This window comes from Paenibacillus filicis (assembly GCF_038070315.1).
In the GTDB taxonomy this organism is placed as follows: domain Bacteria; phylum Bacillota; class Bacilli; order Paenibacillales; family NBRC-103111; genus Paenibacillus_G; species Paenibacillus_G filicis.
Window position 1 is genome coordinate 126,091 of the sequence record NZ_JBBPCC010000004.1, and the last position, 23,580, is coordinate 149,670.

Sequence of the window (23,580 nt, forward strand, 5' to 3'; positions counted from 1 at the left end):
GTTTAGTTCGTTTCCGTCGCGGTAGTGATCATCCACAGGACGCCGAACTTGTCCTGGATCTGTCCGAACAGCGGTCCCCAGAAGGCTCTCTCCAGCGGATGGTTCACTTGGCCGCCCTCGGACAGCTTGGTGAAGGCTTCATGGGCTTCCGCCTCCGTATCGAATTCCATCACCAGATGCAGGCTATTCCCGTAACTGACCGGTCCGAAGAAGTTATCACACATCAGGAAGTTTACTCCGGCGGCGACGAAGCTCAAGTTGAGCACTTTATCCTTCAATTCTTCCTTGGCATCGGGCATTTGCTCCCCGTGTGTCATGACGGACTGCAGCTCTCCGCCGAATGCATGGATGTAAAACTCGGCCTGGGTTCTTGCGTCTTCGGACATGATATAAGTCGTGTGCTTAGCCATGTGTCAATCATCCCTTCGGTGGTTGGATTCAGGTTCATATCAAAGCTTGGTCTTATCTGTATGTTAGCATACATCCGAGGCAGTGATTTCTTGCAGATTGCGGTTTTGAAGGCTGATGTTCCAGAAGTACCCGTAGCTGCAGCTCCATTTCAGTAAAGCATGGTTGCATAAAGCGGCGGGATCGGTTATGATGATTCAAATAGTAATTGGTCAATCAATAATAAGTGGAAAGGAGCTACTTCATGGCTAGATCGAATCAGGCATCGGCCAGCCGCCGCACCGATATTATATCCGCCGCTATTGAAGTATTCGCCGAAATCGGGTATTACCGGGCGACAACAGCGCAGGTTGCAGAGCGGGCGGCTATTTCCCAGCCTTACGTATACCGCTTTTTTACCTCCAAGGAATTGCTGCTGCTCGAAGCGCTGGAGGTTTCCTGGCAGCGCATGCTTCAGGCGTTCGCGCAGGCGAGGGATTCGAACTCGGCGGACCTGCTGGAGCATGGCCTCACTCAGGCTTACATTGAGATCATGGAAGCGCACCGCAATGAGGTCCTGCTGCAGATGCAAGCCCAGACGATCCGCGAGCAGCCGATCCGCGAAGCGATGAATCAGGGGATCAGGCAGGTGCAGCAGCTCGTACTGGATGCTTTTCGGCAGGCTGGGCTCGAAAATCCGGAGCAGAGAACCTCGGATTTCCTGGCCAGAGGCATGCTGTGCAATGTGTCCATGGCGCTGGATATGCCGGACTTGATGGTGAAAAATCACGGCTGACCTAGGCCGTCTGTCATATTGGGCAAACAACTTAAAGAGCAGAGCCTTGCGGCTGCTCTTTTTTGGCATCTCCTTGATTGAATTCATCGATTCAGAAATTAAAGAACTCTATTAGACAACGATGATCAAGTAGTGCTACTTTTAATGTATATTATTCTTATTATTTTAATAGGATAAGTTGTATTAATGAATGCTATGAACTGAGAGAAGGGGAGAGAGCCTTGAACAAGTCAATCGCTTCATCTTGGCTGAAAGTCGTCACGCTGTCCGTTGTGCTCACCGTTGTACTGTCCGCATGCTCCGGCGGCAAGGCGGAGCTTCCGGCAAGCACGGCCAAGCAGGCAGCCGCCGGCGCCAAGCCCGTGCCGGGCGGAGAGCTGACGTATGCGCTCGCGACATCGCCTGATACACTCGATCCGGCGGCCAGCGGGTTCGCCGTCTCGCACCGCGTGTTCCGGAATATTTTCGACTCCCTGGTGTTTCAGCAGACAGACGGCACCTACCAGCCGTGGCTGGCAACCAGTTGGACCAAGTCCGACGACGGTAAAGCATATACCTTCAAGCTTCGTCAGGATGTTAAATTCCAGGATGGCACTTCGTTCAACGCGGCGGCCGTGAAGGCGAACTTCGACCATCTCGGGAAGGTATCGGGTCAGGCGCGCTCGCTGCTGGGGCCCGTCGCATCTTCAGAGGTCGTCGACGAGTTCACCATCCGGGTGAATTTGTCCAAAAAGTTCGAGCCTTTCCTCAGCGGGCTGAGCTCCGCCTTCTTCGGTATTTCATCACCGAAGGCCCTGCAGGAGTTCGGCGACCAGTACGGGAAGCATCCCGTGGGCACCGGGCCGTTCAAATTCGTGAAATGGACGGAGAACAGCGAGATTGTGTTAGAGAAGAGCCCGGATTATAATTCCCCGCCTCCGATTGCCGAGAACAAGGGCGCGTCCTATCTGGACAAGCTGACCTTCAAGATAGTGCCGGAGGAAGCTACCCGGATCGGCAGCGTGCAAAGCGGCCAAGTGTTGGCAGGCGAAACCGTTCCCCCGCAAAATATAGCTTCACTCAAAAGTGACCCCAAGTTCAAAGTCCATCAGGCGATCACAAATGGTACGGCGTTCTCGCTGTATCTCAATACGCGCAGTGAGACTTGGAAGGATCTGAAGGCGCGGCAGGCGATACAGCTGGCGGTCGATCCCGATCTTATCGTCAAGACGCTGTACCTGGGCGCATACCCGCGCGCCTGGGCTTCACTGACACCGGGAGTGCTCGGGTATAACGCATCGTTGGAGAATAAGGTCAAGCCGGATGTAGCCAAAGCGAACCAGCTGCTGGATGAGCTGGGCTGGAAGAAGGGGGCCGACGGCATCCGCGAGAAAGACGGCAAGAAGCTGACCCTGCGCTATTTGGAGCCGTCCCCGAACCGCGAGAAACGCAATGATATCGCCGTCATCGTACAGCAGCAGCTCAAGGAGCTGGGCGTAAGCGTCGTGCTCAACATCACGAAGGATACGGCTACACCGCTCAAGCAGGGAGACTACGATCTCTTCGGCAACTCCCAGGTGAAGGCGGATCCGGACATTCTCACCAATCTGTTTCGATCTGACCGGTCTTATGACAAGGGGGGCACCAACTGGTCCAGTCTTAACGATCCGCAAATCGACAAGCTGCTCGACGAAGGCTCGGCGGAGTCAGATCCGCAGAAGCGCAAGGCTATTTACGAGCAGATTCAGCAATATTTGCATGATAACGCGATTATTATTCCGATCTATGTATTCCCCTACACGGTAGCGCAAGCGAGTAAGGTAGAAGGGTTGAAATTTGACCTTCTGGGCTATCCGCTGTTCTATGACGTGAGCATCCGCAAATAACCTGGGGGGAGGCAAGACGCTGTGACAGGGACTATCTCGACCCGCCTGCTAACCTCCTTGCTGGTGGTCATCGGATCATCGGTGCTGGTGTTTATCATCATGTATGTATTACCGGGAGACCCGGTGCTGCAGATGCTCGATGGCAATTCGACAACACCGGAGGCCATTGCCGCGCTGCGGCATGAGCTGGGGCTGGACCGACCCTTCTACCAACAATTTTTCGATTATTTCCTGAACCTGCTGCAGGGGGATTTCGGACATTCGAGGATCAACAAGGACCCGGTGCTGCCCAAAATTCTGGAGCATGTGCCTGCGACCTTAACCTTGACGCTGGTCAGCACCTTCTTTTCCATCGTCATCGGCATAGGCCTTGGCGTGCTGTCCGCCATTCACCGCAATGGCGTGATCGACTTTATCGCCAGATTTGTCGGACTGTTCGGGATTTCCATGCCTTCCTTCTGGACCGGTATTCTGCTGCTGCTGGTCTTCTCGATTCAGCTGGGCTGGTTCCCGGCCATGGGATCGGAGGGCTGGGAGACGCTCGTTCTTCCCGGCCTGGCGCTCGGTCTGGTCGGGGCCGGATTCATCGTCCGGCTAGTTCGCAATACGATGCTGGAGGTGCTAGGCGAGCCGTTCATTCTAACGCTGCGCGCTAAGGGACTGGCCGAGCGTGCGGTCATGTACGGTCATGCGCTGCGGAATTCCCTGATTCCGGCGCTGACGATGGTCGGTCTTACCATCGGGGAACTGCTGAGCGGAACCGTGGTGATCGAGACGGTCTTCTCCAGACAAGGCATCGGCCGTATCCTCGCGGATGCGATCATGGCCAAGGATATGCCGGTTGTGCAGGGCGTTGTATTTTTCTCCGCCATGATCTATGTAGGGGTGAATCTGCTGGTCGATCTGTCGTATACCTTCGTCGATCCGCGGATCAGACGGTCGCAATAGAGAAGGGAGGAGTTGAAACATGAAAGCTGTGACCGGGTTCAAGCCGTTGTGGAAGGCGGATCGTAGACAAAGGGTGCGGATAGGGCAGCTTGGAGCGGCTCAACTGTTTCTGGGCGCGGCGGGTCTGATCCTTGCATTTATAGCTCTATGCGCCGTTGCTCCCCAGTGGGTGACCTCCTATTCACCGACCAAGATTGACCCTACGAGCCTCATGCAGCCGCCGGGGAGACTTCATTGGCTGGGGACCGATTACTTCGGCCGTGACGTTTACACGCTAATCGTGTATGGAGCGCGTGACTCGCTGCTGCTTGGGCTGGCCTCCGTCCTAGTCGGCGGTGTAGCCGGAGCCGCGCTAGGGACGCTGTCCGGCTACATCGGTGGCTGGGTCGATGCTCTGGTGATGCGTTTCATTGAGGTGCTGATGACGATTCCGGGGATTCTGCTTGCGCTCGCCATAGCAGCGGCAACCGGTCCGAGTCTGACCAATGTGGTGCTGGCGATTGCGGCGTCCGCCGTGCCGCGCTACGCCCGGGTCATGCGCAGCCAGATCTTGAGCGTGAAGCATAGGCATTTCGTGCTGGCTTCACGCTCGATCGGCAGCACCGGCCTCCGGATTTTCTTTAAGCATGTGCTCCCTAATTCCTTCGCGCCGTTTCTGGTCATGGCAACCATCGGGATCGGTACCTCGATTCTGGCCGGGTCCGGACTCAGCTTTCTTGGACTTGGCGTGGTCAAGGAAATTCCCGATTGGGGAACCGTCCTGGCGCAGGGCAGAGGCTACTTGACGGTAGCCTGGTGGATTTGCACCTTCCCGGGATTGGCCATCGCTCTATTTGTCCTGGCGATCAATATCATCGGAGACTACATCCGCGACGTCCTGGATCCCAGGAACGGCAAGGGATAGAACAGAAGGAGGCACCCTATGGCTGAGCCCTTACTGAGGGTCGAAGGAATGACGGTGGAGTTCGAGGCTTCGGGCCAGTCCCTCACGCCGGTTACCGATATAACCTTTCATATGGAACGTGGGGAGACGGTCTGCCTTGTCGGAGAATCCGGCAGCGGTAAGAGCGTCACCTCTAAGGCGCTGATGCGCCTGACGGACTTCGCTCAGGGACGTATAGCTTCCGGAAGCGTCAAGCTGGACGGCCAGGAACTGACGACCCTGCCCCAAAGCGTGCTCAGAGCGATCAGAGGTAAAAAAATAGCGATGATTTTCCAGGAGCCGATGGCGGCATTCGATCCAGTCTATACGATTGGGGCGCAATTAACGGAGACGATTCTGAAGCATGACAAGAAGACCAAGCAGGAAGCGCGCGCTCATGCGGTCGATCTGTTGCGCCGGGTCGGATTTCCCGAGCCAGAGCTTCGTCTGACGCAATATCCGAACGAGCTGTCCGGCGGCATGCTGCAGCGGGCGATGATCGCGATGGCCCTGGCCTGCGGTCCCGAGCTGTTGATCGCCGATGAGCCGACCACTGCGCTCGATGTGACGATTCAGGCACAAATCCTGCGGCTGCTGAGCGACTTGCAGACGGAATACGGCATGTCCATCCTGCTGATCACGCATGATCTAGGCATCGCTGCGGAGATGGCGGACCGGATGATCGTGATGTATGCGGGGCGAATCGTGGAGGTGGGAACCGCGGACCGGCTGTTCGCGCAGCCCCGGCATCCGTATACCGCAGGCTTGCTGCGCTCCATCACGACGATGGACAGCGACCGCAATGCCCCGCTGTATACAATAGAGGGCGCTCCGCCGAGCGTCAGTGAGTTTCCGTCCGGCTGCCGCTTCCATCCGCGCTGCCCGCTGGCGACGGACTTATGCCGGAGCGAGGTGCCGCGACTGAGCGGAGCGGATGGCCACACGGCTGCTTGCTGGCATACCGATGTGCTGCTGCAGGAAGCAGCCCTCCCTGCGGTGCCGCCGGGCTACGCATCGGAGAGCCCGGCGGCAGTCAGCGTATCGGAGGTGCTTGCTGCGGCAGAGCACAACGAGTCAACTGTCACCGGCTCAGAGGATAAGGGCCGGGCGGAGGTATTGATAGATGTCCGTGGACTGACGAAGCATTATGCGGTGAAGGGCTCGTTCGGACGCACGAAGGCGACTATTCATGCGGTGGATGATGTATCGTTCTCTATCCGTGAGGGAGAAACCTTCGGGCTGGTCGGGGAGTCCGGCAGCGGCAAGTCGACACTGGGCCGCGTACTGATCCAACTGGAGCGGGCCACGGCCGGGCAGGTGTTCTTCCAGGGCGAGGAACTGACGGCGATGGACGATAGACGGCACCGGGAGGCCCGCCGTGATATGCAGATGATCTTCCAGGACCCGTACGGGTCCGTCAACCCGCGCTGGACGATCGGCGAGACGATTGGGGAGCCGTTCGACGTCCATGAGCGTCTAAGCCAGCCGGAGAAGAGGAGGCGGGTGGAGGAGCTGCTGCAGGCCGTCGGCTTGAATCCGAGATGGTACGATCGTTATCCGCATGAATTTTCCGGCGGACAGCGTCAGCGCATCGGCATAGCCCGGGCAATCGCGCTGCGGCCAAGGTTCGTGCTGGCGGATGAGGCGGTATCTGCGCTGGATGTATCGGTGCAGGCGCAGATTGTGAACCTGATGCAGGAGCTGCAGCAGCAGCTCGGCTTAACCTACGTGTTCATTGCGCATGGACTCAATATTGTCCGCCATGTGTCTTCGCGGATCGGGGTCATGTACTTGGGCAATCTGGTGGAGGTTGCACCGGCTGAGGAATTATTCCGGCATCCGGCCCATCCGTATACGGCAGGCCTGCTGGCCTCCATCCCGGTACCCGATCCGTCCAGGAAACGGGAGTTCGGCAGCATTCAGGGGGAGATTCCCTCGCCGGCATCGCCTCCATCCGGCTGCCGCTTCCATACCCGTTGCCCTGCGGCTACGGCCCGGTGCCGGGAAGAAGCGCCCAGGCTCACGGACATCGGGACCGGCCATTCGGTCGCCTGTCATTATCCGCTTTGAAGCAAGCTTCCAAGATACGGGTGTTCGCCGTATGTATCCATACTAGAGGAGGATGACAAGATGAAGTTTGTATTGTCGAGCTTGGTTCTGAATACGCCCAATGCACTAACCGGGGAAAGCTTTACGACTCAGCAAAAGTACCAGAACGTGCTGAAACAGGCAGAGCTGGCCGAGACGCTTGGGTTTGACGCTTATGGCGTGGGCGAACGGCATGCCGCGCCGTTCCTGGCCTCCTCCCCGCCGGTGCTGCTCACAGCGATTGCGGCGAGGACCTCTCGCATTCGGCTGCTGACGACGGTCACCGTCTTGAGCGTACTGGACCCTGTCCGGGTCGCCGAGGATTATGCGACGCTGGACCATCTGTCGGGCGGACGACTGGAGCTGATCATCGGCAAGGGCAACGACGCCCGGCATTACCCCTTGTTCGGCATAACGGTCGAGGAGCAGTGGGACTCGATGGCTGAGCGGTACGAATTGCTCAAGCGGCTGTGGAGCGAGGAGGAAGTGACGTGGGAGGGACGTTATCGGTCGCCGCTCGATAAGGTGACGACCCAGCCGCGGCCTTATCAGAAGAAGATTCCGGTTTGGCATGGCAGTGCTTCCAGCACGTTGTCGACCGAGCTCGCCGCCAAGCACGGGGAGCCGATCTTCTCTTCCAATACGATTCACCGCCAGTCCAAGTACAAGGCACTGATCGAGCATTACCGGGAACGGCTCGCCTTCTACGGGCATGATCCGAGCCAGGCTGTCATCGGTGCCGGTTCCGGGGGCAGCATCTATCTGGCCCGGACGAAGGAAGAGGCGATTAAGAAGTTTCGCCCTTACTACGATGCGTTCAGCGGCCGGCTGAAGGCTCCTCACGACCAGTCGCCTTTCCGGGATCTGGAGGATAATATCGAGAATGGTCCGATTCTCGTCGGCAGCCCGGAGAGTGTCATTGAGAAAATTTTGAGCTATCATTCCGTATACGGTAATCAGGTACTGAGCGTCAGCGTGGACGGCTTGACGGTTAGCGAGCAGCGCGAGCAAGCGGAGTGGTTCTCTCGGGAAGTAGCGCCGGTGCTGCGCCGCGAAATTCCGAACCGGATCTGGGAACGGAAGGGCGAGACTGTTGCAAGTGACACAAGTCAGGTTTCTGCGGGATAAATCAGCGGCTTGGTCATCGAGCGGCCAACATGAATAAGGTCAAGTCAGAGCCCATGGGCCTCTGCTCTTGGCCTTTTTTTGCTATCTGCAGGGGCAGAATAGACAGGCCGGATCAGGCCTGTTACTTGAACCCCGGCACTATCAAGCTTATATTGGAAAAATAAGACGGAATCATATAGAGGAGGAGGGGTTCGGATGCGGATTAAAGTTCAACTTTCCGTAGGCGGTCAGGTCGTGAAGGCGGATGTATTGACGCTGGCGGAAACCAAGCTCGGGGAATTGACGGACGAAGAGATCGAGCAGGCTATCGAAATCAATATTCGCAGCTGGGCGGATCGGCTGATTAGCATTGAATGGGAGGAAGTGCCGGAGGATACCGGGCAGGATTGAGGGTCCCAGGTCATCTCCATGGCACTCTATCCCACTCTGGGCTAAGCGTCACCCTTTAACCAGATTGTCAGGCACCGAGATTTCGATCAGGTTGCCGTCAGGATCACGGATATATACGGAGATGATCGGGCCGAGCGCACCGGATCGGGGAACGGGACCGAGCTCAATGGCGGTTCCGGTCGCGTTCAGATGAGCGATGACATCGGACAGCGGCACAGCGCTAAGGAAGCACAGATCGCCCGAGCCCGGAGTCGGCCGCAGGGCTTTGGGGTCAATTTCATGGCCGGCTTCATGAAAGTTGATTTTTTGCTGGCCGAAGGCGGCAGCCTTGCGGTTCTGACCGAAGGTGATGATCTCCATGCCGAGCACATGCTGATAAAACCGGGTGGATGCTTCGAGACTTTGTACGGTCAGTACCAGGTGGTCGAGTCGTTCAAGCTTCATAAATCCCAGCTCCTCGGATAGGGCAGAGCCCCGTGATATGCCCTATGTTACCTGACCTGAGCATGGATATCAATGGAAGCTAAAATGAGTTGCAACCTTTTTCGAAGGTGTCCCGTCTGTATGGATAACTCGCGAGGTTAAGTTACAAACTACCATGACAAGGAGAATCAGGATGATGAAAAAAACAGCTTCTTTGGCGTTGACGGCCCTTCTTCTGAGCAGCGTAACCTTTGGATCGGCTTTTGCTTTTACGGATGTGGAGGATGGACAGCGCGATGCCATTACGGCGCTGAAGGACCGCGGGATTGTGAGCGGCATCGATCAGCAGCACTTTGCACCTAAGGGCCAGATCAGCTATGCGCAAAGCGTGCAGATGATTATCAAGGCTATGGATTTGAACCTGGATACGATTCGTTTCATCAAGGCTCCATTAGCCTCCGATTACTTTACTCAAGTCAATAATGACTCGTGGTATGCTGATGCCTTTATTATCGCGAGTGTCCACGGGCTGCCTATTCCCAAGGACGTGAACCCGAATGCGGCCATCACCCGCGAACAATTCGGGAACCTGCTGGTTAGCGCTCTGGAGAAGAAGGGAGACTTCGCACTGATCAAAATGTTTATCAACATTCAAGATGAAGACCAGCTGACGCCAGAGCTGCAGGGCAGCATCCAGCGGCTGCTGCTGTATAGAATCACGCAGCTCGATCAGAACGGCCAGTTTCATCCGAAAAGTGAGCTGACTCGTGGCGAGGCAGCATCCTGGGTGTACAATGCGACCCAAGTGCTCGAGGCCCACGCGCAAAAGCCTCCGGTAGAGGAGAAAATCGCCGTTAGCGTGGACAAGGTCAACGACGAAGTCAACAAGGTGACCCTGACTTGGGCGGAGCGGCCGAATGCCGGATATGGCATCGAAATCACCGGTATTCGCTTCGAAAAGGATCAGCAGGCTGTCATTACTTACAAGCTGCATCAGCCAGACCCGGACAAGATGTATGCGCAGGTGATTTCGGAAGCGAAGGTATCGACATTCCTCCCTGCCGGATATAAAGCCGTAGCCGAAGCTGCACACTGAACCGTTGAGCGTGATACAGCTATCACAGGATAAATCAAATCACAAGGTCAGGAACGCCTGGTACAAGGCGGGTCCTGGCCTTTTTTCTTGTAGAAATCCAAGATCTTTCCTTTTGTGCACAGACGTCTCAGGGTGATACTGTTAGTACATTGAAGCATCCAGGCGAAGCCGTCTTTATTCACGGTGCAGCCAAGAGGTGAGGAGATTCCAGAGAAAAGGTTGGTAGAGCATCAATGAAGCGAGATTATCATTTGCACAAGGATTTCCCCGTCCATATTACGCGCTGGGTGCCCAAGAGCGAAATGCAGCCGTTCCATTGGCATAATGCCTTGGAGGTCGGCTATTGCCTGGAGGGGAAGGGGCAGTTTTATTTCGAAGAGAAGCGGTACGCGGTCCAGGCGGGCGATGTGTTCGTGGTCAGCCACATGGAGAAGCACCGGGCCCAGTCCGATCCGGTAACGCCGAGCACGTTTTACTTCGTCAAATTCGATGCTTCCCTGATCGGGGGTGCGGAGAATGAGTTGCTGGCTCCCTTCATCATGAAGCCCAAGCATTTTGTGAACAAAATCGACGGCCGCTTGCCGACAGCCTCCCACGTTGGAACGCTGCTGCACGGCATCTGGGATGAAATGCAGAGGCAGGAGAAGGGGTACAAGAGTATGGTCCGGGGGGCGCTGATCCAGGTTTGTTCCCTGTTGTTTCGACATTACGCCAAGGAGCTGTCGGCGGATGAATGGAGCCGTTCTCTACAGGCGTACAACAAGCTGCAGCCAGCGCTCAGCCTGATCCACGAGCGCTTTCATGAGAACCTCCAGCTGAAGGATATCGCGGCTTGCCTGTCTCTGAGTTCTTCCCGGACCTATCATTTGTTCAAGGAAACGATGGGCGAGGGGTTCAAGGAATACTTGACGAAAACCCGAATTCAGGAATCCAAAAAGAGATTGAGCGATCCGAATATTTCGATCACCGAAATATATTTATCCTGCGGCTTCCAGGGACATGCCTCGTTCTACAGAGCCTTCAAGCAGATTGTAGGCATGACGCCCAAAGCATACAGCAGCTACGTCATCACATCATAGCGAATAGCTGTTTTTGAGAAGAAGTAGCGTGAAATTCAGAGGACGTTTGCAGCGGAAGATATTAAGATGGTCTTGTAAAGATCACAGGATGCATCCCCAAATAAAATCGCTTACAAAGAAAGCGGCGCATCGTGTGAGAGGCTCCAAGGAAAGCTCCCATCAACCTGTGATTTGTCCAACAAGGGGTGAGTAACTATTGAAAGCGAATTCCGTGCTGAAGCGAATATGGACTGACAAAGTGCTGTATCTGATGCTGCTGCCTTGTCTGGCTTACTTCATCATCTTTCACATCTGGCCGATTATTGGCATGAAGCTGGCCTTCTATGAGTTCCGGATTATGGGCGATCATGTATTTGTCGGCCTCAAGTATTTCCGGGAACTGTTCAGCACGCCGATATTCGGCAATGTCATCGCCAATACGCTGATCATCAGCGGCATGAAGCTGTTTTTGATCTTCCCGATCCCGGTGCTGTTCGCCCTGATGCTCAACGAGTTCCGGAACGGAAGATTCCGCAAGGCGGTGCAAGTCGTCTCGTATCTGCCCCACTTTCTCTCCTGGGTCGTTATCGCCGGGATCTGGTTCGAATTCCTGTCCCCATCCACGGGTGCGGTGAACGAATGGATGAAGGCGCTCGGCCTGCCGGCCAAGGACTTCCTGACCGACAAGGAAAGCATCCGCTGGGTGCTCGTAGCGAGCGAGGCATGGCGAGCCGCAGGCTGGGACTCGATTATCTTCCTGGCGGCGATTATGGGCATCAGCCCGAGCCTCTATGAAGCCGCTTACGTGGACGGTGCGAACCGCTGGCATATGGTGACCCGCGTGGTATTGCCGCATCTGTATGTGCCGATGGTAACGATCTTCATCCTGAACGTCGGCTTCATCATGAATGCGGGACTCGATCAGGTGCTGAACTTCACCAATGATTCCGTTAACAGCAGCATTGATATCATCGATACGTATGTGTACCGCGTTGGATTGCTTAACGGGCAGTATTCGTTCGCTACGGCGGCCAATCTGTTCAAGAGTCTGATCGGGGTGATCCTGGTGCTGTCCACCCACTTCATATCCAAAAAACTGACATCCAAGGGTGCATGGTAGAGAGGAGGCACAGGTATGCCAGGAAAAAAACTGACCTTGTCCAAAGCGGGACTTGTACTCGTGCTGACGCTCATGGCCTTAACCATGTTCGTCCCGATCGTCAACCTGTTCGCCCGGTCGCTATCTCACCCGGACAAGGTGCATCTGCTGCATGGATACGAAATTTGGCCCAGAGGCTTCTCGCTGATCAACTATCAGGTTGTGCTTAGCAATCCGATCGTCGGCCGGGCGCTGTTGAATTCGCTGTTCATCACGATAACCGGTACGCTGCTCAGCATTCTGTTCACCACACTCGCCGCTTATGTGCTGACGCGCAAGAACCTGGTCGGCAAGACACCGCTGATGCTATTCCTGATCGTCATCATGATTTTCGAACCGGGGATCGTCCAGGAGTATATGGTCATCAAGGATCTGCATCTGCTCGATAGCCTTTGGGCGATGGTGCTCTACCGGATGATCAACGTCTATTACCTGATCATCATGATGCGGTTTCTGGAGGACATCCCCGAATCGCTGACCGAGGCGGCGAAGATCGACGGAGCCGGACATATCACGATGTTTCTGCGGATCGTGATGCCGCTGGCCCGCATCCCGCTGCTGACGATCGGAATGTTCTACGCGATTGCCAAGTGGAATGAATTTTTCAAGTCCAGCATTTTCTTGTCCAGCCCGGAGAACACGGTGCTGCAGGTACTGCTGAGACAATTTGTAGTCGAGCGGGATACTTCCGCGCTGGTAGGCGCAGCCGAGCTGTTGAAAAACAGCCAAATCGCACAGCTCGACTTCTCCTCATTGAAAGCGGCTACAATTGTCATTGCCATGGTTCCAATCCTCCTGCTATATCCCATTATTCTGAAGCATTACACAAACGGAGTCATGGAAGGCGGAGTCAAAGAATAATTCAGCATTTATCAGGGAGGGTACCCAGATGAAAAAAATGACCAGTCTGCTTGCCGCAAGTCTGCTAGTTGTCACGACCGCCTGCTCGTCCGGAGGGACGAAGCCGGCCGAGAAGCCCCCGGCCCAGGGGGCGGCCGGAGGGGAACAGCCGCCGGTGACCGTCACGATCGTCGATAAGGATATGCAGCCGGATGACAAGCTGCTGAAGGCGATTGAGGAAGGGCTGAAGGCCGAGGGCAAGAATATCAAGCTTCAGCTCACACCGGTGCAAAGCGGCACCTACTCCGAGAAGCTGGGTCTCATGCTGCAAACGGGCAACATTCCCGACCTGATCTACTTCCAGGGCGGCGACTACAACTTCGCGGTTACCCAGCAGATTCTTGAGGACCTGACGCCGTACATCGAGAAGTCCACGCATGTGAAGGCCTCGATGAATCCGTATAACAAAGAAAGAACGAAAAACTATCCGTATCTCGTCTGGTTGTCTCCGACCAGCAGCTCGGTGCCGGTCGTGCGCCAGGATTGGCTGAACAAGACGGAATCCGGCAAGACGGTGCTGGCGAACCCGACCATCGACAATTACTATGCGTTCTTCAAGGAGCTCAAGGAAAAGAACGGCGCCAAGTACGTCTATACGGTACCGGGGACGCTGGATGAGCTGGATGCGATGTTCGGGCAGGCGTTCGGTTTAACGTCCACCTGGATTAAGGGAGCCGACGGCAAGTACGCCTATGCCAAGACGACGTCGTTCGAGAAGGATAAGCTGGAGTTCTATGCGAAGCTGTACAAGGAAGGCTTGCTCGATCCCGAATTCCTCACCAAGAAATGGGATACGAAGGAGAAGGCGTTCTATGACGGCCAGGCTGCCATTATCTCCGGGACACAGGGCAAGGTTATCGACCTTTACAACAACAAGATGAAGTCTCAGAACGGCGCTTCGGCCATCGTGACCCCGCTGCCTCCAGCCAAGGGCAAGGGACAAGGGTACGTTCCGGTCGATGTGAGCAAGGAGAGCCGGGGCTTCGCGATCTCCAAGTCGTCCAAGAACAAGGATGCAGCGTTTGCGGTGCTGGAGTTCCTGGCTAGCCCTAAGGGACAGATGCTGGATAAGCTCGGCGTGGAAGGCCAGGAATACAAGATCGAGAATGGCAAGATCAAGCTGACCGAGAAATCGGCCGAATGGTTTGCGCGCTTTGTCGAGTCGACCTACAACTTCAAGCCTGACAAGGAATTCGATCCGTCGACGCCTTATATGTCGGAGCCTGCGGTCAAGTCGCTGGAGATGATGGCCTCGCTGTCAACCAAGGATAACACGTTCATCATGCCGGGCGATCTGGCCGGCAAGTGGGATGCCAGCAATGCCGTGTACAGAGAGTATGCCGCCAACGTGGTGACCGGGAAGAAATCGATTGCGGATTTCGATAAATTCGTCGCCGACTGGAATGCGGCAGGTGGCAAGGATGTTACCGAGTATGCGAACAAAACTGTGAAATAAAGCGAAATCAAGAACTTAGAAAAAGGGAGTGCGCGGCACAGAGCGCGCATTCCCTCGGACAGGAGGGTGACGGCGAAGATGATTTCTTATGCCGATCGGGTGAGAGGGGCTATATTCGGAACGGCATATGGCGATGCGCTGGGTGCTGTGGTGGAGAAGATGACGCACGCCCAGATTCAGGAGGCCTATGGCCGGGTTGAGACGATACAGACGAACTGGTGGAAGAAGGATTGGGCGGAAGCGGAGCGGAATGGAAGGCGCAGAGGCGGAGGCATCGTGACCGATGACACGCTGATGACGCTGGCGCTGATGCAGGTATATGTCACGGAGAAGAGGCATCTCGACGCTTATGATGTGGCCAATGAATTCGTGAAGGAAATTGCCTTCCGCCCGCGCTATATCCCGGAATTCGATCGGGAAGCGCTGATCCTGGAGCGGTTGTTCTACCCGGAGAAGCATATCTTCAACCGGCATGTGCTGGCCAATTGCGAGCCCCGGGAGGGCGGGTACGGCAACATGGTCAACTGCGGGGCGGCGATGTATATGTCCCCGATTGGTATCGTGAACGCCTGCAATCCGAAGGGCGCCTATGACGAGGCGATCCTGTTTGCCTCCGGGCATCAGAGCAGCTACGGACTGGAGGCGGCGGGCGTGATGGCCTGCTGCGTAGCCAAGGCGTTCGAGCCCGGCGTAACGGTACAGGATATCGTCGACACGGCCATCAGCTATGCCAAGGACGGCACGAAGAAGGCGATCCAGGAGCTATGCGGGCTGGCCTCCAGGCTGAAGGAGCGCCGGGCAGAGCGCAGCTTCATCGTGCAGGCCTTTCATGAGGCGGTGGCTCCCTACTCGCCGATGGGCGATGATGTGAACCGCAGCATCGACAAGCTCGGCATCCCGACGAACCATTATACGCCGAGCCGGTTATTTTCCATCGAGGAGCTGCCATTGGCACTGGCATATATCGTGCTGCACGACGGCGACCTGCTCGAAGCGGTGAAGGATGGCGTCAGCTCGGGCCGCGATACGGATTCCATCGGCGTGATGATCGGCGCGATTCTTGGAGCGATGCATGGCGCGTCGGCGATACCGTCCGGCGAAATTGCGGTGCTGGAGGAAATCAATAAGCAGAATATCGCGCAGCATTGCTCTCAATTTATCGAAGCGGCGACATTCATCATTCAGCAGGATATGGACCTGAGCAGCCGCAGACAGCAGCAGCTCATGCAAACTATGAACTAAAGGACGGTGGATTCGATTGATTCCGGCTAATTATCTAGAAAAAGTATACTCCGGCTACTTAGGCATGAATATTGGCATCCGGCTGGGTGCACCTGTAGAACCGACCATCTGGACGTATGAACGAATCCGGAATACGTATGGCGACATTACCAGCTATGTGAAGGAGTACAAAAACTTTGCGGCGGATGACGACGCCAATGGGCCTTACTACTTCTTGCGGGCGCTCTATGACGACGCAGTGGACCGTGATATCGTGCCCAATGATGTGGCCCGGGCGTGGCTGAACTATGCCCGCGAAGGGATGGGCATGTTCTGGTGGGGCGGCTACGGCATCAGCACCGAGCATACCGCGTACACGAATCTGAAGAAAGGGATTCCGGCTCCCCAGTCGGGTTCTATCGAACAAAATGGCTCGACGATCGCGGAGCAGATCGGCGGTCAGATCTTTATCGATACGTGGGGATTGGTGAATCCCGGCAATCCGCAGAAGGCGGCGGACTTCGGCGAGGGTGCGGCACGGGTGTCGCATGATGGCGAGGGCGTACACGGGGCGAGATTTTTCTGCGCGGCCATCTCCAAGGCGTTCGAAACCAGCCATATTGAAGAGATCATCGAAGCGGGGTTGGCGCAGATCCCGAGCGATTCCTTGTACCACGGGGTAGCCCGGGCGGTGCTGGCCTTCCATGCGGATCACCCCGATGACTTCCGCGCCTGCCGAGATATGCTGGAGAGAGAATGGGGCTATGACCGGTACCCTGGCGTCTGCCATATGATCCCGAATGCGGGGGTATGCATCCTGGCCCTGATCTATGGACAGGGTGACTTCAGCCGGACGGTCGAGATCGCCACCATGTGCGGCTGGGACACGGACTGCAACGCGGGGAACGTTGGCACCGTGCTCGGCGTCGCCTGCGGCCTGGACGGCATTCCGGATAAGTATCGCAAGCCGATCAATGACGGGATTGTCATGTCCGGCATCTCCGGATACCTGAACATTCTGGATATCCCGACCTATGCCAAGGAGCTGGCGATTCTCGGGTACCGCTTGGCGAAGGAGCCATGCCCTCCGGCATTGGCCGACAGCTTCTCGGAGAGTGAGACGTATTTCGACTTCGAGCTTCCGGGCTCGACGCATAATATCCGCGTATCCGATCCGTTCTTCGTCCGGGTGCAGCATTCGACAGAAAAAGCTTACCGGGGCACAGGCTCGCTGGAAGTGCTGTTTGACCGGATGACGCGCGGCGAGCAGTCCAAAATTTTTTACAAGCCTTTCTACACCCGGGATGATTTCAGCGACGAACGGTACTCGCCGACATTCGCGCCCAGAGCTTATTCGGGTCAATCGGTGTCTATGAAGATCTATCTGGACCAGTGGAACGGCAATGAGACGATGGGGATAGCTCCTTACGTAAGATTGGCGAAGAGCAAGCAAGATCTGCTGCAAGGCTATGTGAAGCTGGTGAACCAGGAGTGGCTGGAGGTTGAGTTTCAAATTCCGGATACCGAGGGCGATCTGGTTGACGAGGTCGGAATTGTGCTCGAGTCGTATTCGCTGGCGAAATACAAGAGCCTCGGACGTATATTCATCGACGAATTCCGGATTCACGGCAAAGCGGACTATACGATTGATTTCGGCAAGCAGCAGGTGAATTTCGGCTGCGTAACGCCTTTCGCCCACAATCACGGCGCATGGAGCATCGTGAATAAATCACTGTACCTGATGACGGCCGAGCCGTGCGAGGCGTACACGGGTCCGTACTTTGCCAAGGATTACGAGGTGGAGCTTACGCTTAATCCGCAGCACGGGGACACCCATCTGGTAGCCGTCCGGGCGCAAGGCGCTCAGCGCGGATATCATGCCGGCTTCGACGGCTCCGGGCAGATCTCGCTTTACCTCAATAATTTTGGCTACAGCAAGCTGGCAAGCGTCCCGTATGCTTGGCAATTCAATCAGGACTATGCGTTCCAGGTGAGTGTACGCGGCGAGGAGATCATCCTGTCCGTCAACGGAGAAGAGATCTTGCGGCACCAGGATGCTACCTTCGGCTACGGGATGTTCGGCTTAAGCACACAGGGTGCGGCCAGAACGTATGCCAGCCAGATCCGGTTCACGGAGCTGTAGCATGAAGGTCATCGTCATAGGCAGCGCCAATATGGATATGGTGATGCGGACCGGGCGCCTGCCGCAGGTCGGCGAGACGCTGGCGGGGGGCGAGTTTCTGCTGTCGCCTGGGGGCAAGGGGGCCAATCAGGCTGTCGCGTGCGCCAGGATGGGGGCCGATACGTGGCTGATCGCGAAGGTCGGAGCCGACGTCTTCGGTGAGGCCATGCTGCGCAGCCTGGAGGGCTGCGGCGTACGTACGGACTATGTCCAGGCCGAGCCGGATGTCTCGACGGGAGTGGCCGCCATCACCGTATGCGGGGGAAATAATCAGATTGTGCTGGCCGAAGGGGCCAACGGTCTGATTACGCCGGACTGCGTTCGAGGCTTCCGGGAGGAGCTTCTGTCAGCGGGGGCCGTCCTGCTGCAGCTGGAGACTCCGCTGGATGCCGTGTATGAGGCCATCCGTCTGGTTAAGAGCCAAGTGCCGATCTTCCTCAATCCGGCACCGGCTCGTCCACTCGATGATGAGATGCTGCGCGGAGTGGATTATTTCACGCCCAATGAAATCGAATGCCGCTTGTATACCGGTATCGAGATCAGGACGCATGAGGATGCTTTGGCTGCGCTGGACGTGCTGCGGGCCAAGGGTATCCGCTATCCGCTCATTACGCTTGGAGAAAAGGGCGTTGTTTATTATAACGGAACGGAGAATGTGTACCGGGAAGGCCGCAAGGTACAAGCTGTGGACACCACGGCAGCCGGAGACACGTTCTCCGGGACGCTGGCTGCGATGATCGTTGCTGGCAGAAGCCTGGATGAGTCGGTCCATCTCGCCCAGCTTGCCGCTTCCATCTCCGTCACCCGGCAGGGAGCGCAGCCCTCGATTCCGGCTCTCTCTGAGATCATGTAGCCAGCCGTAATAGAGCGCCTATGCGTTGCATGCAAGAAATTTGGAGGCATTATGAGTGTAGTTGAATTTATCTATGCATTCGCGGTGATCGTGTTCCTCGACCTGATCCTGTCGGGGGACAATGCGATCGTGATCGGCATGGCCAGCCGGAATCTGCCCAAGCATCAGCAGCGGCAAGCGGTGCTGTGGGGGACGGCCGGGGCTGTCGCGCTACGGGTTATCGCGACGGTGTTCGTGCTGTATCTGCTGCAAGTGCCTTGGTTGCTGCTGGTCGGCGGCATCCTGCTGCTGTGGATCGCGTATAAGCTGCTGGTTCAAGAGGACAGTCACAGCGAAATCAAGGCAGGGACAAGCCTCTGGAGCTCTATTCGGACGATTATCGTGGCCGATGCCGTGATGAGTCTGGATAACGTGATTGCTGTCGCGGGTGCGGCGCAGGGCCATCTGGTCCTGGTCATTCTGGGCTTGCTGATCAGCATTCCTATTCTGATCAAGGGGAGCCTGCTGTTCATCGCTCTCGTTGACCGTCTTCCGTGGATTGTCTACGTCGGCTCAGCCGTGCTGGCTTATACGGCGTCCCGGATGATTCTGGAGGAACCGCAATTAGCCTCGTATTTCACATGGAACCGCCCTATAGAATGGGCGTTCACAGTCTGTATCATGGCTGCCGTGCTGGCTGTAGGATGGGCCAGAAATGCGGCGATACGCCGTAAGGCGTCAGGAAGCCTGCAGGAGCCAAGCCCGGATGTCTCTCATCGCTGATGACGGCATCCCTGTTTCTTTCATAAATATGCGAAGCACGGTGCTGAACAATGGCACCGGGCTTCGTGTTCTTTTCTTTGCAGATGCGTATGGAAGAGTTTGGATAAGATGATGTATACTAGCTAGGTAGGCACAACTAGGGGTTCGTTTGACGAAGATAGCCGACCGGATATCATCCTCTAGGGAAGGAGGGAGATAGATGAATATCGAGATTGTACCGGTGAGGTCCAGGCCGGAGCTGCTCGAAGCGGCCATTTCTTATTTCTGGGAGAAGTGGGGCTCGGAGACCAGCTACAGGTTTTATCGGAACTGTATCGAGCATTCCTGTACGACGAAGAGTGATTTGCCCCGCTTCTACATCGCGATGGACGAGGAGCGGATCATCGGCTCGTATGCGCTGCTGAGAAGCGATCTGAACAGCAGGCAGGACCTGGCGCCCTGGTTCGCCTGTCTCTATGTGGACCAAGACTACCGGGGGGAGCGGGTAGGCGCGCTTCTCCAGCAGCATGCGGTCCAAGAGAGCAGGGAGTTCGGATACCAGCAGCTGTATTTATGCACGGATCTGACAGGCTACTATGAGCGTACCGGATGGAGTTATATCGGAGAAGGCTATTCCCTGAATGACGATGAAACCAGGGTGTACGCCTATACCGTCTAATCTGAAAGGGGACCTTGAGCCATGCGTACCCGAACGGTGTTCTATTTTGTCAGGCATGCAGATTCTCCTTATCTCTCTGGGGCGGAACGCTCCAGAGGATTATCTGAGAGCGGGAGGTCGGATGCACAGCTCGTCCGGGATGTGCTGCGCACGGAACCGGTCGACCGTCTGATCTCGAGTCCTTATGCCCGGGCCATCCTGACGATTCAGGATCTGGCCGACGCCCTGCAGAAGCCTATCGAGCTGGAAGAGGACCTCAGAGAACGGCAGATGGCAGGTACGGATTACACGATTGATAGAGAGCGCTTTCATTCGGCGAAAAGAAAGCTGTATGAAGACTGGGACTACGTGCTCCCGGGCGGAGAGTCCAGCAGACGGGCGCAGGCCCGGGCGGTTGCCGTGCTGGAGCGGCTCCTGAGACAATCGGCCGGGAAGCATATCGTCATCGGCACGCATGGCGATATTATGACGCTGATGCTGAATTATTTTATACGGGATTATGATTTTGACTTCTGGGCGGCCACGACGATGCCAGATATTTACAAGCTGGAGGTCGGAGTACACGGGGCTGCCACGGTGACCAGACTGTGGGGAAACTGATGCAGGGAATCGGAAGTGCTCACTGAAGACTCGCAGGCTGTCTAAGCATACAGCGTGGAATCCGATACGATGACAAAATCCGCAGACATGATCCCGTCTAAGACGGGATCATGTCTGCGGCGGAATGGAGGGAGGGGATTGACCGGTTTATCGGGCTCGCAGCCCGTGGACATTTCCGACCTTCCGAGCGATAGGAACGCTTGCAGCCTTTCCCCCGGTTATGGATGAATCCAACTTCTGCAAATCACCTAACTCCGCATGGCAGCCTGCCGCTTGAACTGATCCTCCAACACGAGACAGGCCATTGCCTCAACCACAGGCACAATTCTTGGACAGATACAGGGATCATGTCTCCCTTCTGTTCGAATCTGCCGTTCTTGCCCGTCCGTACCTATGGTTTGCTGCGGGAGGGAGATGGAGGAAGTTGGCTTCACCGCGATACGGAAGATGACCTCCTGCCCGGTACTGATTCCCCCGAGAATACCGCCTGCCTGGTTGCTCAGGAACCCGGCCGCATTCATCTGATCGTTATGCTCGCTGCCGAGCATGGAGGCGCTAGCGAAGCCTGCGCCGAACTCAATCCCCTTTACCGCGCCGATGGACAGCATCGCTTTGGCCAGCTCCGCGTCGAGCTTGTCGAAGACCGGCTCGCCCAGACCCGGAGGAAGACCGCGGACCCGGCATTCGACGATGCCTCCGCAGCTGTCGCCGGCGAGTGCAAGCTGCTCCACCTTCTTGATCATAGCTGCGGCTGCAGCGGGATCGCAGGCCCGAACCGCATTTTGCTCGATCGCCTGCTCGTCAAAAGAACTGCATGCAATGCCCCCGATGGCTGTCGTGTAAGCCAGCACCTGCACGCCCCTGCGCTCCAGTAGCTTACGGGCTACAGCGCCTCCTGCTACGCGTCCGGCTGTTTCTCTCCCCGAGGCCCGGCCGCTTCCCCGGTAATCCCGGATTCCGTACTTCTGCAGGTAGGTGAAGTCAGCGTGACCCGGACGGAAGGCCTGCTGGATATCCTGATACGCCTCCGGCCTCATATCATGATTATGCAGAATAATCATCAGCGGGGTGCCGGTCGTTTTCCCTTCAAATATTCCCGACAGGATATGAACGACGTCGTATTCCTTGCGCGGTGAAGTGACAGAGGATTGTCCGGGCTTCCTGCGGTCCATCTGACGTTGAATATAAGCTTCATCGATATCGACTCCTGGCATAACCCCGTCCACGATGACCCCGACCGCAGCTCCGTGCGATTCGCCGAAGGTCGTTATTCTGAAGCGTTCTCCGAATGTATTGCCGCTCATAGGCTTATTCTCCTTCGCTTGTAAATTGTACGGGAACGCCCAACTGGGCCAGACGTTCGAAGTAATCCGGGCAGGTCTTGGATACGCAGCCCGGATCGGCGATGCGGATGCCCTCCGCCTTCACGGCCAGCAGGGAGAGCGACATCGCCATCCGGTGGTCATCATGCGGGTCCACAAGCGCTGGCTTTGGCTGGCCCGGGTAGACGGTCAGTCCGTCCGGGCGCTCGTCTACCTGAATGACGAGCTTGCGCAGCTCTGAGCAGATGGCAGAGATCCGGTCGCATTCATGATGGCGAATATGGGCGGCGTCCGTGAGTGTAATCGGCCCATCGGCGAAGGGGGCCAGAGCGGCTAGCGTCAGCGTCTGGTCGGACCAGCGGTGCATGCTGACGGTAAATCCACCCTTAAGACGCTGCGCACCCTGCACCTCCACATAATCCGCTCCGCGCAGCACGGTGCAGCCCATGCGTTCCAGAATATCCAGCATCTCCATGTCGGGCTGGCGCGATCGGAAGGCGTTGATATGCGGGGTCCGCACGCAGCCGCCGGTCAAGGCCGCGAGAGCCCAGAAATAGCAGCAGGTGGACACGTCCGGTTCAAGGCGGAGTGTGCAGCCCTGGTAGACGCCTGTCGGAACGTGAAGCGTACGGCCCTGATCAGCCATGACGGGGAAAATGCCGAAGTCGCCCATCATATCAAGCGTAAGCTGCACATAGCCCGGCTGCACGGTACTGCCATCCATGCGGATGCTGAGCGGCTCCCTCGCATAAGATGCGGCCATGAGCAAGCCGCTCATAAACTGGCTGGAGGCCGAGGCTGGAAGCACGGCGCTGCCGCCCTGCAGTCCACGGGCCTCCAGCTCGAGGGGCAGCCCTTGCCCGGCGTGCTTGTACGTGATCGTTGCCCCGAGTCCGGACAGCACGTCCAGTAAGGGAGCAAGCGGCCGCTTGCTCATGCGTTTGCTGCCAGTGACGGTCCAGGTACCGTTGCCTGCAGCGAGCATAGCGGGCAGGAAGCGTGCGACCGTACCGGCAGCGCCGACGTACAGCTCTCCGGATGGTACCGGCCATGAGCCGCCGCAGCCTTCGATCTCGGCGGTGTCCCCGTGAAGGGACACCTTGATTCCCAGCCTAGCCAGTGCATCCAGGCACCAGTAAGAGTCATCGCTGCGCAGAATACCCTCGATGCGGGAGGTTCCCTTGGCCATCGCAGCTATCAATAGCGCACGGTTGGTCAGGCTTTTGCTGCCGGGCAGTCGGATCGTTCCGTTGATGGCAGCGGGGACTGGGCCTACTTGGACAAAGGGTACGCCCGCGTGGGTAGACCAAGGGGACCGTGCTTCCAGATCAGGGGATTGCAAGGGGGATTGCTGGGCTTCCATGGT

The 23,580-nt window shown here is 56.7% G+C and carries 23 protein-coding genes; 18 read left to right on the plus strand and 5 right to left on the minus strand.

The features are described 5' to 3' along the window. Positions 1-2: 2 nt before the first annotated feature. Entirely contained in the window at positions 3-410 is a 408-nt protein-coding gene (locus tag WMW72_RS08525; RefSeq protein WP_341415004.1) for a VOC family protein, read from the minus strand. 242 nt (positions 411-652) lie between these two features. Here WMW72_RS08525 and WMW72_RS08530 point away from each other — a divergent pair, with 242 nt between their 5' ends. From WMW72_RS08530 to WMW72_RS08560, 7 genes are all read left to right on the plus strand, one after another. Beyond that, positions 653-1,183 carry a TetR/AcrR family transcriptional regulator gene (locus WMW72_RS08530; RefSeq protein ID WP_341415005.1) on the plus strand — a complete coding sequence of 177 codons (531 nt, stop codon included), beginning with the start codon at positions 653-655 and terminating at the stop codon, positions 1,181-1,183. Positions 1,184-1,404: 221 nt separating this feature from the next. Next, positions 1,405-3,048: an ABC transporter substrate-binding protein gene (locus WMW72_RS08535; RefSeq protein WP_341415006.1), complete on the plus strand. Its 1,644-nt coding sequence runs from the start codon at positions 1,405-1,407 to the stop codon at positions 3,046-3,048. Between the two features lie 21 nt (positions 3,049-3,069). Beyond that, the gene (locus WMW72_RS08540; protein ID WP_341415007.1) at positions 3,070-3,996 is read left to right on the plus strand and encodes an ABC transporter permease; all 927 of its coding nucleotides are present in this window, start codon (positions 3,070-3,072) and stop codon (positions 3,994-3,996) included. A gap of 19 nt (positions 3,997-4,015) precedes the next feature. Continuing rightward, positions 4,016-4,900 (plus strand): ABC transporter permease, encoded by an 885-nt coding sequence (locus WMW72_RS08545; RefSeq protein WP_341415008.1) that lies wholly within the window; start codon positions 4,016-4,018, stop codon positions 4,898-4,900. 18 nt (positions 4,901-4,918) lie between these two features. Further along, the gene (locus WMW72_RS08550) at positions 4,919-6,988 is read left to right on the plus strand and encodes an ABC transporter ATP-binding protein (RefSeq protein ID WP_341415009.1); all 2,070 of its coding nucleotides are present in this window, start codon (positions 4,919-4,921) and stop codon (positions 6,986-6,988) included. Between the two features lie 60 nt (positions 6,989-7,048). Continuing rightward, positions 7,049-8,134 (plus strand): LLM class flavin-dependent oxidoreductase, encoded by a 1,086-nt coding sequence (locus tag WMW72_RS08555; RefSeq protein WP_341415010.1) that lies wholly within the window; start codon positions 7,049-7,051, stop codon positions 8,132-8,134. A gap of 195 nt (positions 8,135-8,329) precedes the next feature. Then, positions 8,330-8,524 (plus strand): hypothetical protein, encoded by a 195-nt coding sequence (locus WMW72_RS08560; RefSeq protein WP_341415011.1) that lies wholly within the window; start codon positions 8,330-8,332, stop codon positions 8,522-8,524. Positions 8,525-8,572: 48 nt separating this feature from the next. On the opposite strand, the gene WMW72_RS08565 is transcribed toward WMW72_RS08560, so the two are convergent. After that, on the minus strand, positions 8,573-8,968 hold the full coding sequence (locus WMW72_RS08565) for a VOC family protein (RefSeq protein ID WP_341415012.1): 396 nt from the start codon (positions 8,966-8,968) through the stop codon (positions 8,573-8,575). A gap of 172 nt (positions 8,969-9,140) precedes the next feature. On the opposite strand from WMW72_RS08565, the gene WMW72_RS08570 reads away from it, so the two are divergent. From WMW72_RS08570 to WMW72_RS08620, 11 genes are all read left to right on the plus strand, one after another. Further along, positions 9,141-10,043 (plus strand): S-layer homology domain-containing protein, encoded by a 903-nt coding sequence (locus WMW72_RS08570; protein WP_341415013.1) that lies wholly within the window; start codon positions 9,141-9,143, stop codon positions 10,041-10,043. A gap of 233 nt (positions 10,044-10,276) precedes the next feature. Next, positions 10,277-11,122, plus strand: a complete 846-nt coding sequence (locus WMW72_RS08575; protein ID WP_341415014.1) for an AraC family transcriptional regulator — start codon at positions 10,277-10,279, stop codon at positions 11,120-11,122. A gap of 196 nt (positions 11,123-11,318) precedes the next feature. Then, positions 11,319-12,221: an ABC transporter permease gene (locus tag WMW72_RS08580; RefSeq protein ID WP_341415015.1), complete on the plus strand. Its 903-nt coding sequence runs from the start codon at positions 11,319-11,321 to the stop codon at positions 12,219-12,221. 15 nt (positions 12,222-12,236) lie between these two features. After that, positions 12,237-13,121, plus strand: coding sequence for a carbohydrate ABC transporter permease (locus WMW72_RS08585; protein ID WP_341415017.1), 885 nt, complete (start codon positions 12,237-12,239; stop codon positions 13,119-13,121). A 28-nt stretch (positions 13,122-13,149) separates the two neighbouring features. Beyond that, positions 13,150-14,616, plus strand: a complete 1,467-nt coding sequence (locus tag WMW72_RS08590) for an extracellular solute-binding protein (RefSeq protein ID WP_341415018.1) — start codon at positions 13,150-13,152, stop codon at positions 14,614-14,616. Between the two features lie 78 nt (positions 14,617-14,694). Further along, entirely contained in the window at positions 14,695-15,858 is a 1,164-nt protein-coding gene (locus tag WMW72_RS08595) for an ADP-ribosylglycohydrolase family protein (RefSeq protein WP_341415019.1), read from the plus strand. A 64-nt stretch (positions 15,859-15,922) separates the two neighbouring features. Continuing rightward, positions 15,923-17,980, plus strand: coding sequence for an ADP-ribosylglycohydrolase family protein (locus WMW72_RS08600; RefSeq protein WP_341415020.1), 2,058 nt, complete (start codon positions 15,923-15,925; stop codon positions 17,978-17,980). Between the two features lies 1 nt (position 17,981). Beyond that, a complete protein-coding gene (rbsK, locus tag WMW72_RS08605; RefSeq protein ID WP_341415021.1) occupies positions 17,982-18,872 on the plus strand; it encodes a ribokinase in 891 nt (296 codons plus the stop codon). A 51-nt stretch (positions 18,873-18,923) separates the two neighbouring features. Then, complete coding sequence (locus WMW72_RS08610; RefSeq protein ID WP_341415022.1) at positions 18,924-19,634, plus strand: TerC family protein; 711 nt, start codon at positions 18,924-18,926, stop codon at positions 19,632-19,634. A 199-nt stretch (positions 19,635-19,833) separates the two neighbouring features. Next, positions 19,834-20,292, plus strand: coding sequence for a GNAT family N-acetyltransferase (locus WMW72_RS08615; RefSeq protein ID WP_341415023.1), 459 nt, complete (start codon positions 19,834-19,836; stop codon positions 20,290-20,292). 21 nt (positions 20,293-20,313) lie between these two features. Beyond that, complete coding sequence (locus tag WMW72_RS08620) at positions 20,314-20,892, plus strand: histidine phosphatase family protein (protein WP_341415024.1); 579 nt, start codon at positions 20,314-20,316, stop codon at positions 20,890-20,892. 41 nt (positions 20,893-20,933) lie between these two features. Here the strand turns inward: WMW72_RS08620 and WMW72_RS08625 are convergent, their stop codons facing one another. The 3 genes from WMW72_RS08625 to aroA form a co-directional block, all read right to left on the minus strand. Next, complete coding sequence (locus WMW72_RS08625) at positions 20,934-21,065, minus strand: hypothetical protein (RefSeq protein ID WP_341415025.1); 132 nt, start codon at positions 21,063-21,065, stop codon at positions 20,934-20,936. Positions 21,066-21,140: 75 nt separating this feature from the next. Then, positions 21,141-22,196: a chorismate synthase gene (gene aroC, locus WMW72_RS08630; protein WP_341415026.1), complete on the minus strand. Its 1,056-nt coding sequence runs from the start codon at positions 22,194-22,196 to the stop codon at positions 21,141-21,143. A 4-nt stretch (positions 22,197-22,200) separates the two neighbouring features. Further along, positions 22,201-23,577: a 3-phosphoshikimate 1-carboxyvinyltransferase gene (gene aroA, locus WMW72_RS08635; RefSeq protein ID WP_341415027.1), complete on the minus strand. Its 1,377-nt coding sequence runs from the start codon at positions 23,575-23,577 to the stop codon at positions 22,201-22,203. Positions 23,578-23,580 lie beyond the last annotated feature (3 nt).

What these genes read in the sequence shown, in the direction of transcription:
- WMW72_RS08525 (WP_341415004.1), bottom strand. Translation starts at nt 410, where the DNA reads ATGGCTAAGCACACGACTTATATCATGTCCGAAGACGCAAGAACCCAG.
- WMW72_RS08530 (WP_341415005.1), top strand. Translation starts at nt 653, where the DNA reads ATGGCTAGATCGAATCAGGCATCGGCCAGCCGCCGCACCGATATTATA.
- WMW72_RS08545 (WP_341415008.1), top strand. Translation starts at nt 4,016, where the DNA reads ATGAAAGCTGTGACCGGGTTCAAGCCGTTGTGGAAGGCGGATCGTAGA.
- WMW72_RS08550 (WP_341415009.1), top strand. Translation starts at nt 4,919, where the DNA reads ATGGCTGAGCCCTTACTGAGGGTCGAAGGAATGACGGTGGAGTTCGAG.
- WMW72_RS08555 (WP_341415010.1), top strand. Translation starts at nt 7,049, where the DNA reads ATGAAGTTTGTATTGTCGAGCTTGGTTCTGAATACGCCCAATGCACTA.
- WMW72_RS08560 (WP_341415011.1), top strand. Translation starts at nt 8,330, where the DNA reads ATGCGGATTAAAGTTCAACTTTCCGTAGGCGGTCAGGTCGTGAAGGCG.
- WMW72_RS08565 (WP_341415012.1), bottom strand. Translation starts at nt 8,968, where the DNA reads ATGAAGCTTGAACGACTCGACCACCTGGTACTGACCGTACAAAGTCTC.
- WMW72_RS08570 (WP_341415013.1), top strand. Translation starts at nt 9,141, where the DNA reads ATGATGAAAAAAACAGCTTCTTTGGCGTTGACGGCCCTTCTTCTGAGC.
- WMW72_RS08575 (WP_341415014.1), top strand. Translation starts at nt 10,277, where the DNA reads ATGAAGCGAGATTATCATTTGCACAAGGATTTCCCCGTCCATATTACG.
- WMW72_RS08585 (WP_341415017.1), top strand. Translation starts at nt 12,237, where the DNA reads ATGCCAGGAAAAAAACTGACCTTGTCCAAAGCGGGACTTGTACTCGTG.
- WMW72_RS08590 (WP_341415018.1), top strand. Translation starts at nt 13,150, where the DNA reads ATGAAAAAAATGACCAGTCTGCTTGCCGCAAGTCTGCTAGTTGTCACG.
- WMW72_RS08595 (WP_341415019.1), top strand. Translation starts at nt 14,695, where the DNA reads ATGATTTCTTATGCCGATCGGGTGAGAGGGGCTATATTCGGAACGGCA.
- WMW72_RS08600 (WP_341415020.1), top strand. Translation starts at nt 15,923, where the DNA reads ATGAATATTGGCATCCGGCTGGGTGCACCTGTAGAACCGACCATCTGG.
- rbsK (WP_341415021.1), top strand. Translation starts at nt 17,982, where the DNA reads ATGAAGGTCATCGTCATAGGCAGCGCCAATATGGATATGGTGATGCGG.
- WMW72_RS08610 (WP_341415022.1), top strand. Translation starts at nt 18,924, where the DNA reads ATGAGTGTAGTTGAATTTATCTATGCATTCGCGGTGATCGTGTTCCTC.
- WMW72_RS08615 (WP_341415023.1), top strand. Translation starts at nt 19,834, where the DNA reads ATGAATATCGAGATTGTACCGGTGAGGTCCAGGCCGGAGCTGCTCGAA.
- WMW72_RS08620 (WP_341415024.1), top strand. Translation starts at nt 20,314, where the DNA reads ATGCGTACCCGAACGGTGTTCTATTTTGTCAGGCATGCAGATTCTCCT.
- WMW72_RS08625 (WP_341415025.1), bottom strand. Translation starts at nt 21,065, where the DNA reads ATGTCCACGGGCTGCGAGCCCGATAAACCGGTCAATCCCCTCCCTCCA.
- aroC (WP_341415026.1), bottom strand. Translation starts at nt 22,196, where the DNA reads ATGAGCGGCAATACATTCGGAGAACGCTTCAGAATAACGACCTTCGGC.
- aroA (WP_341415027.1), bottom strand. Translation starts at nt 23,577, where the DNA reads ATGGAAGCCCAGCAATCCCCCTTGCAATCCCCTGATCTGGAAGCACGG.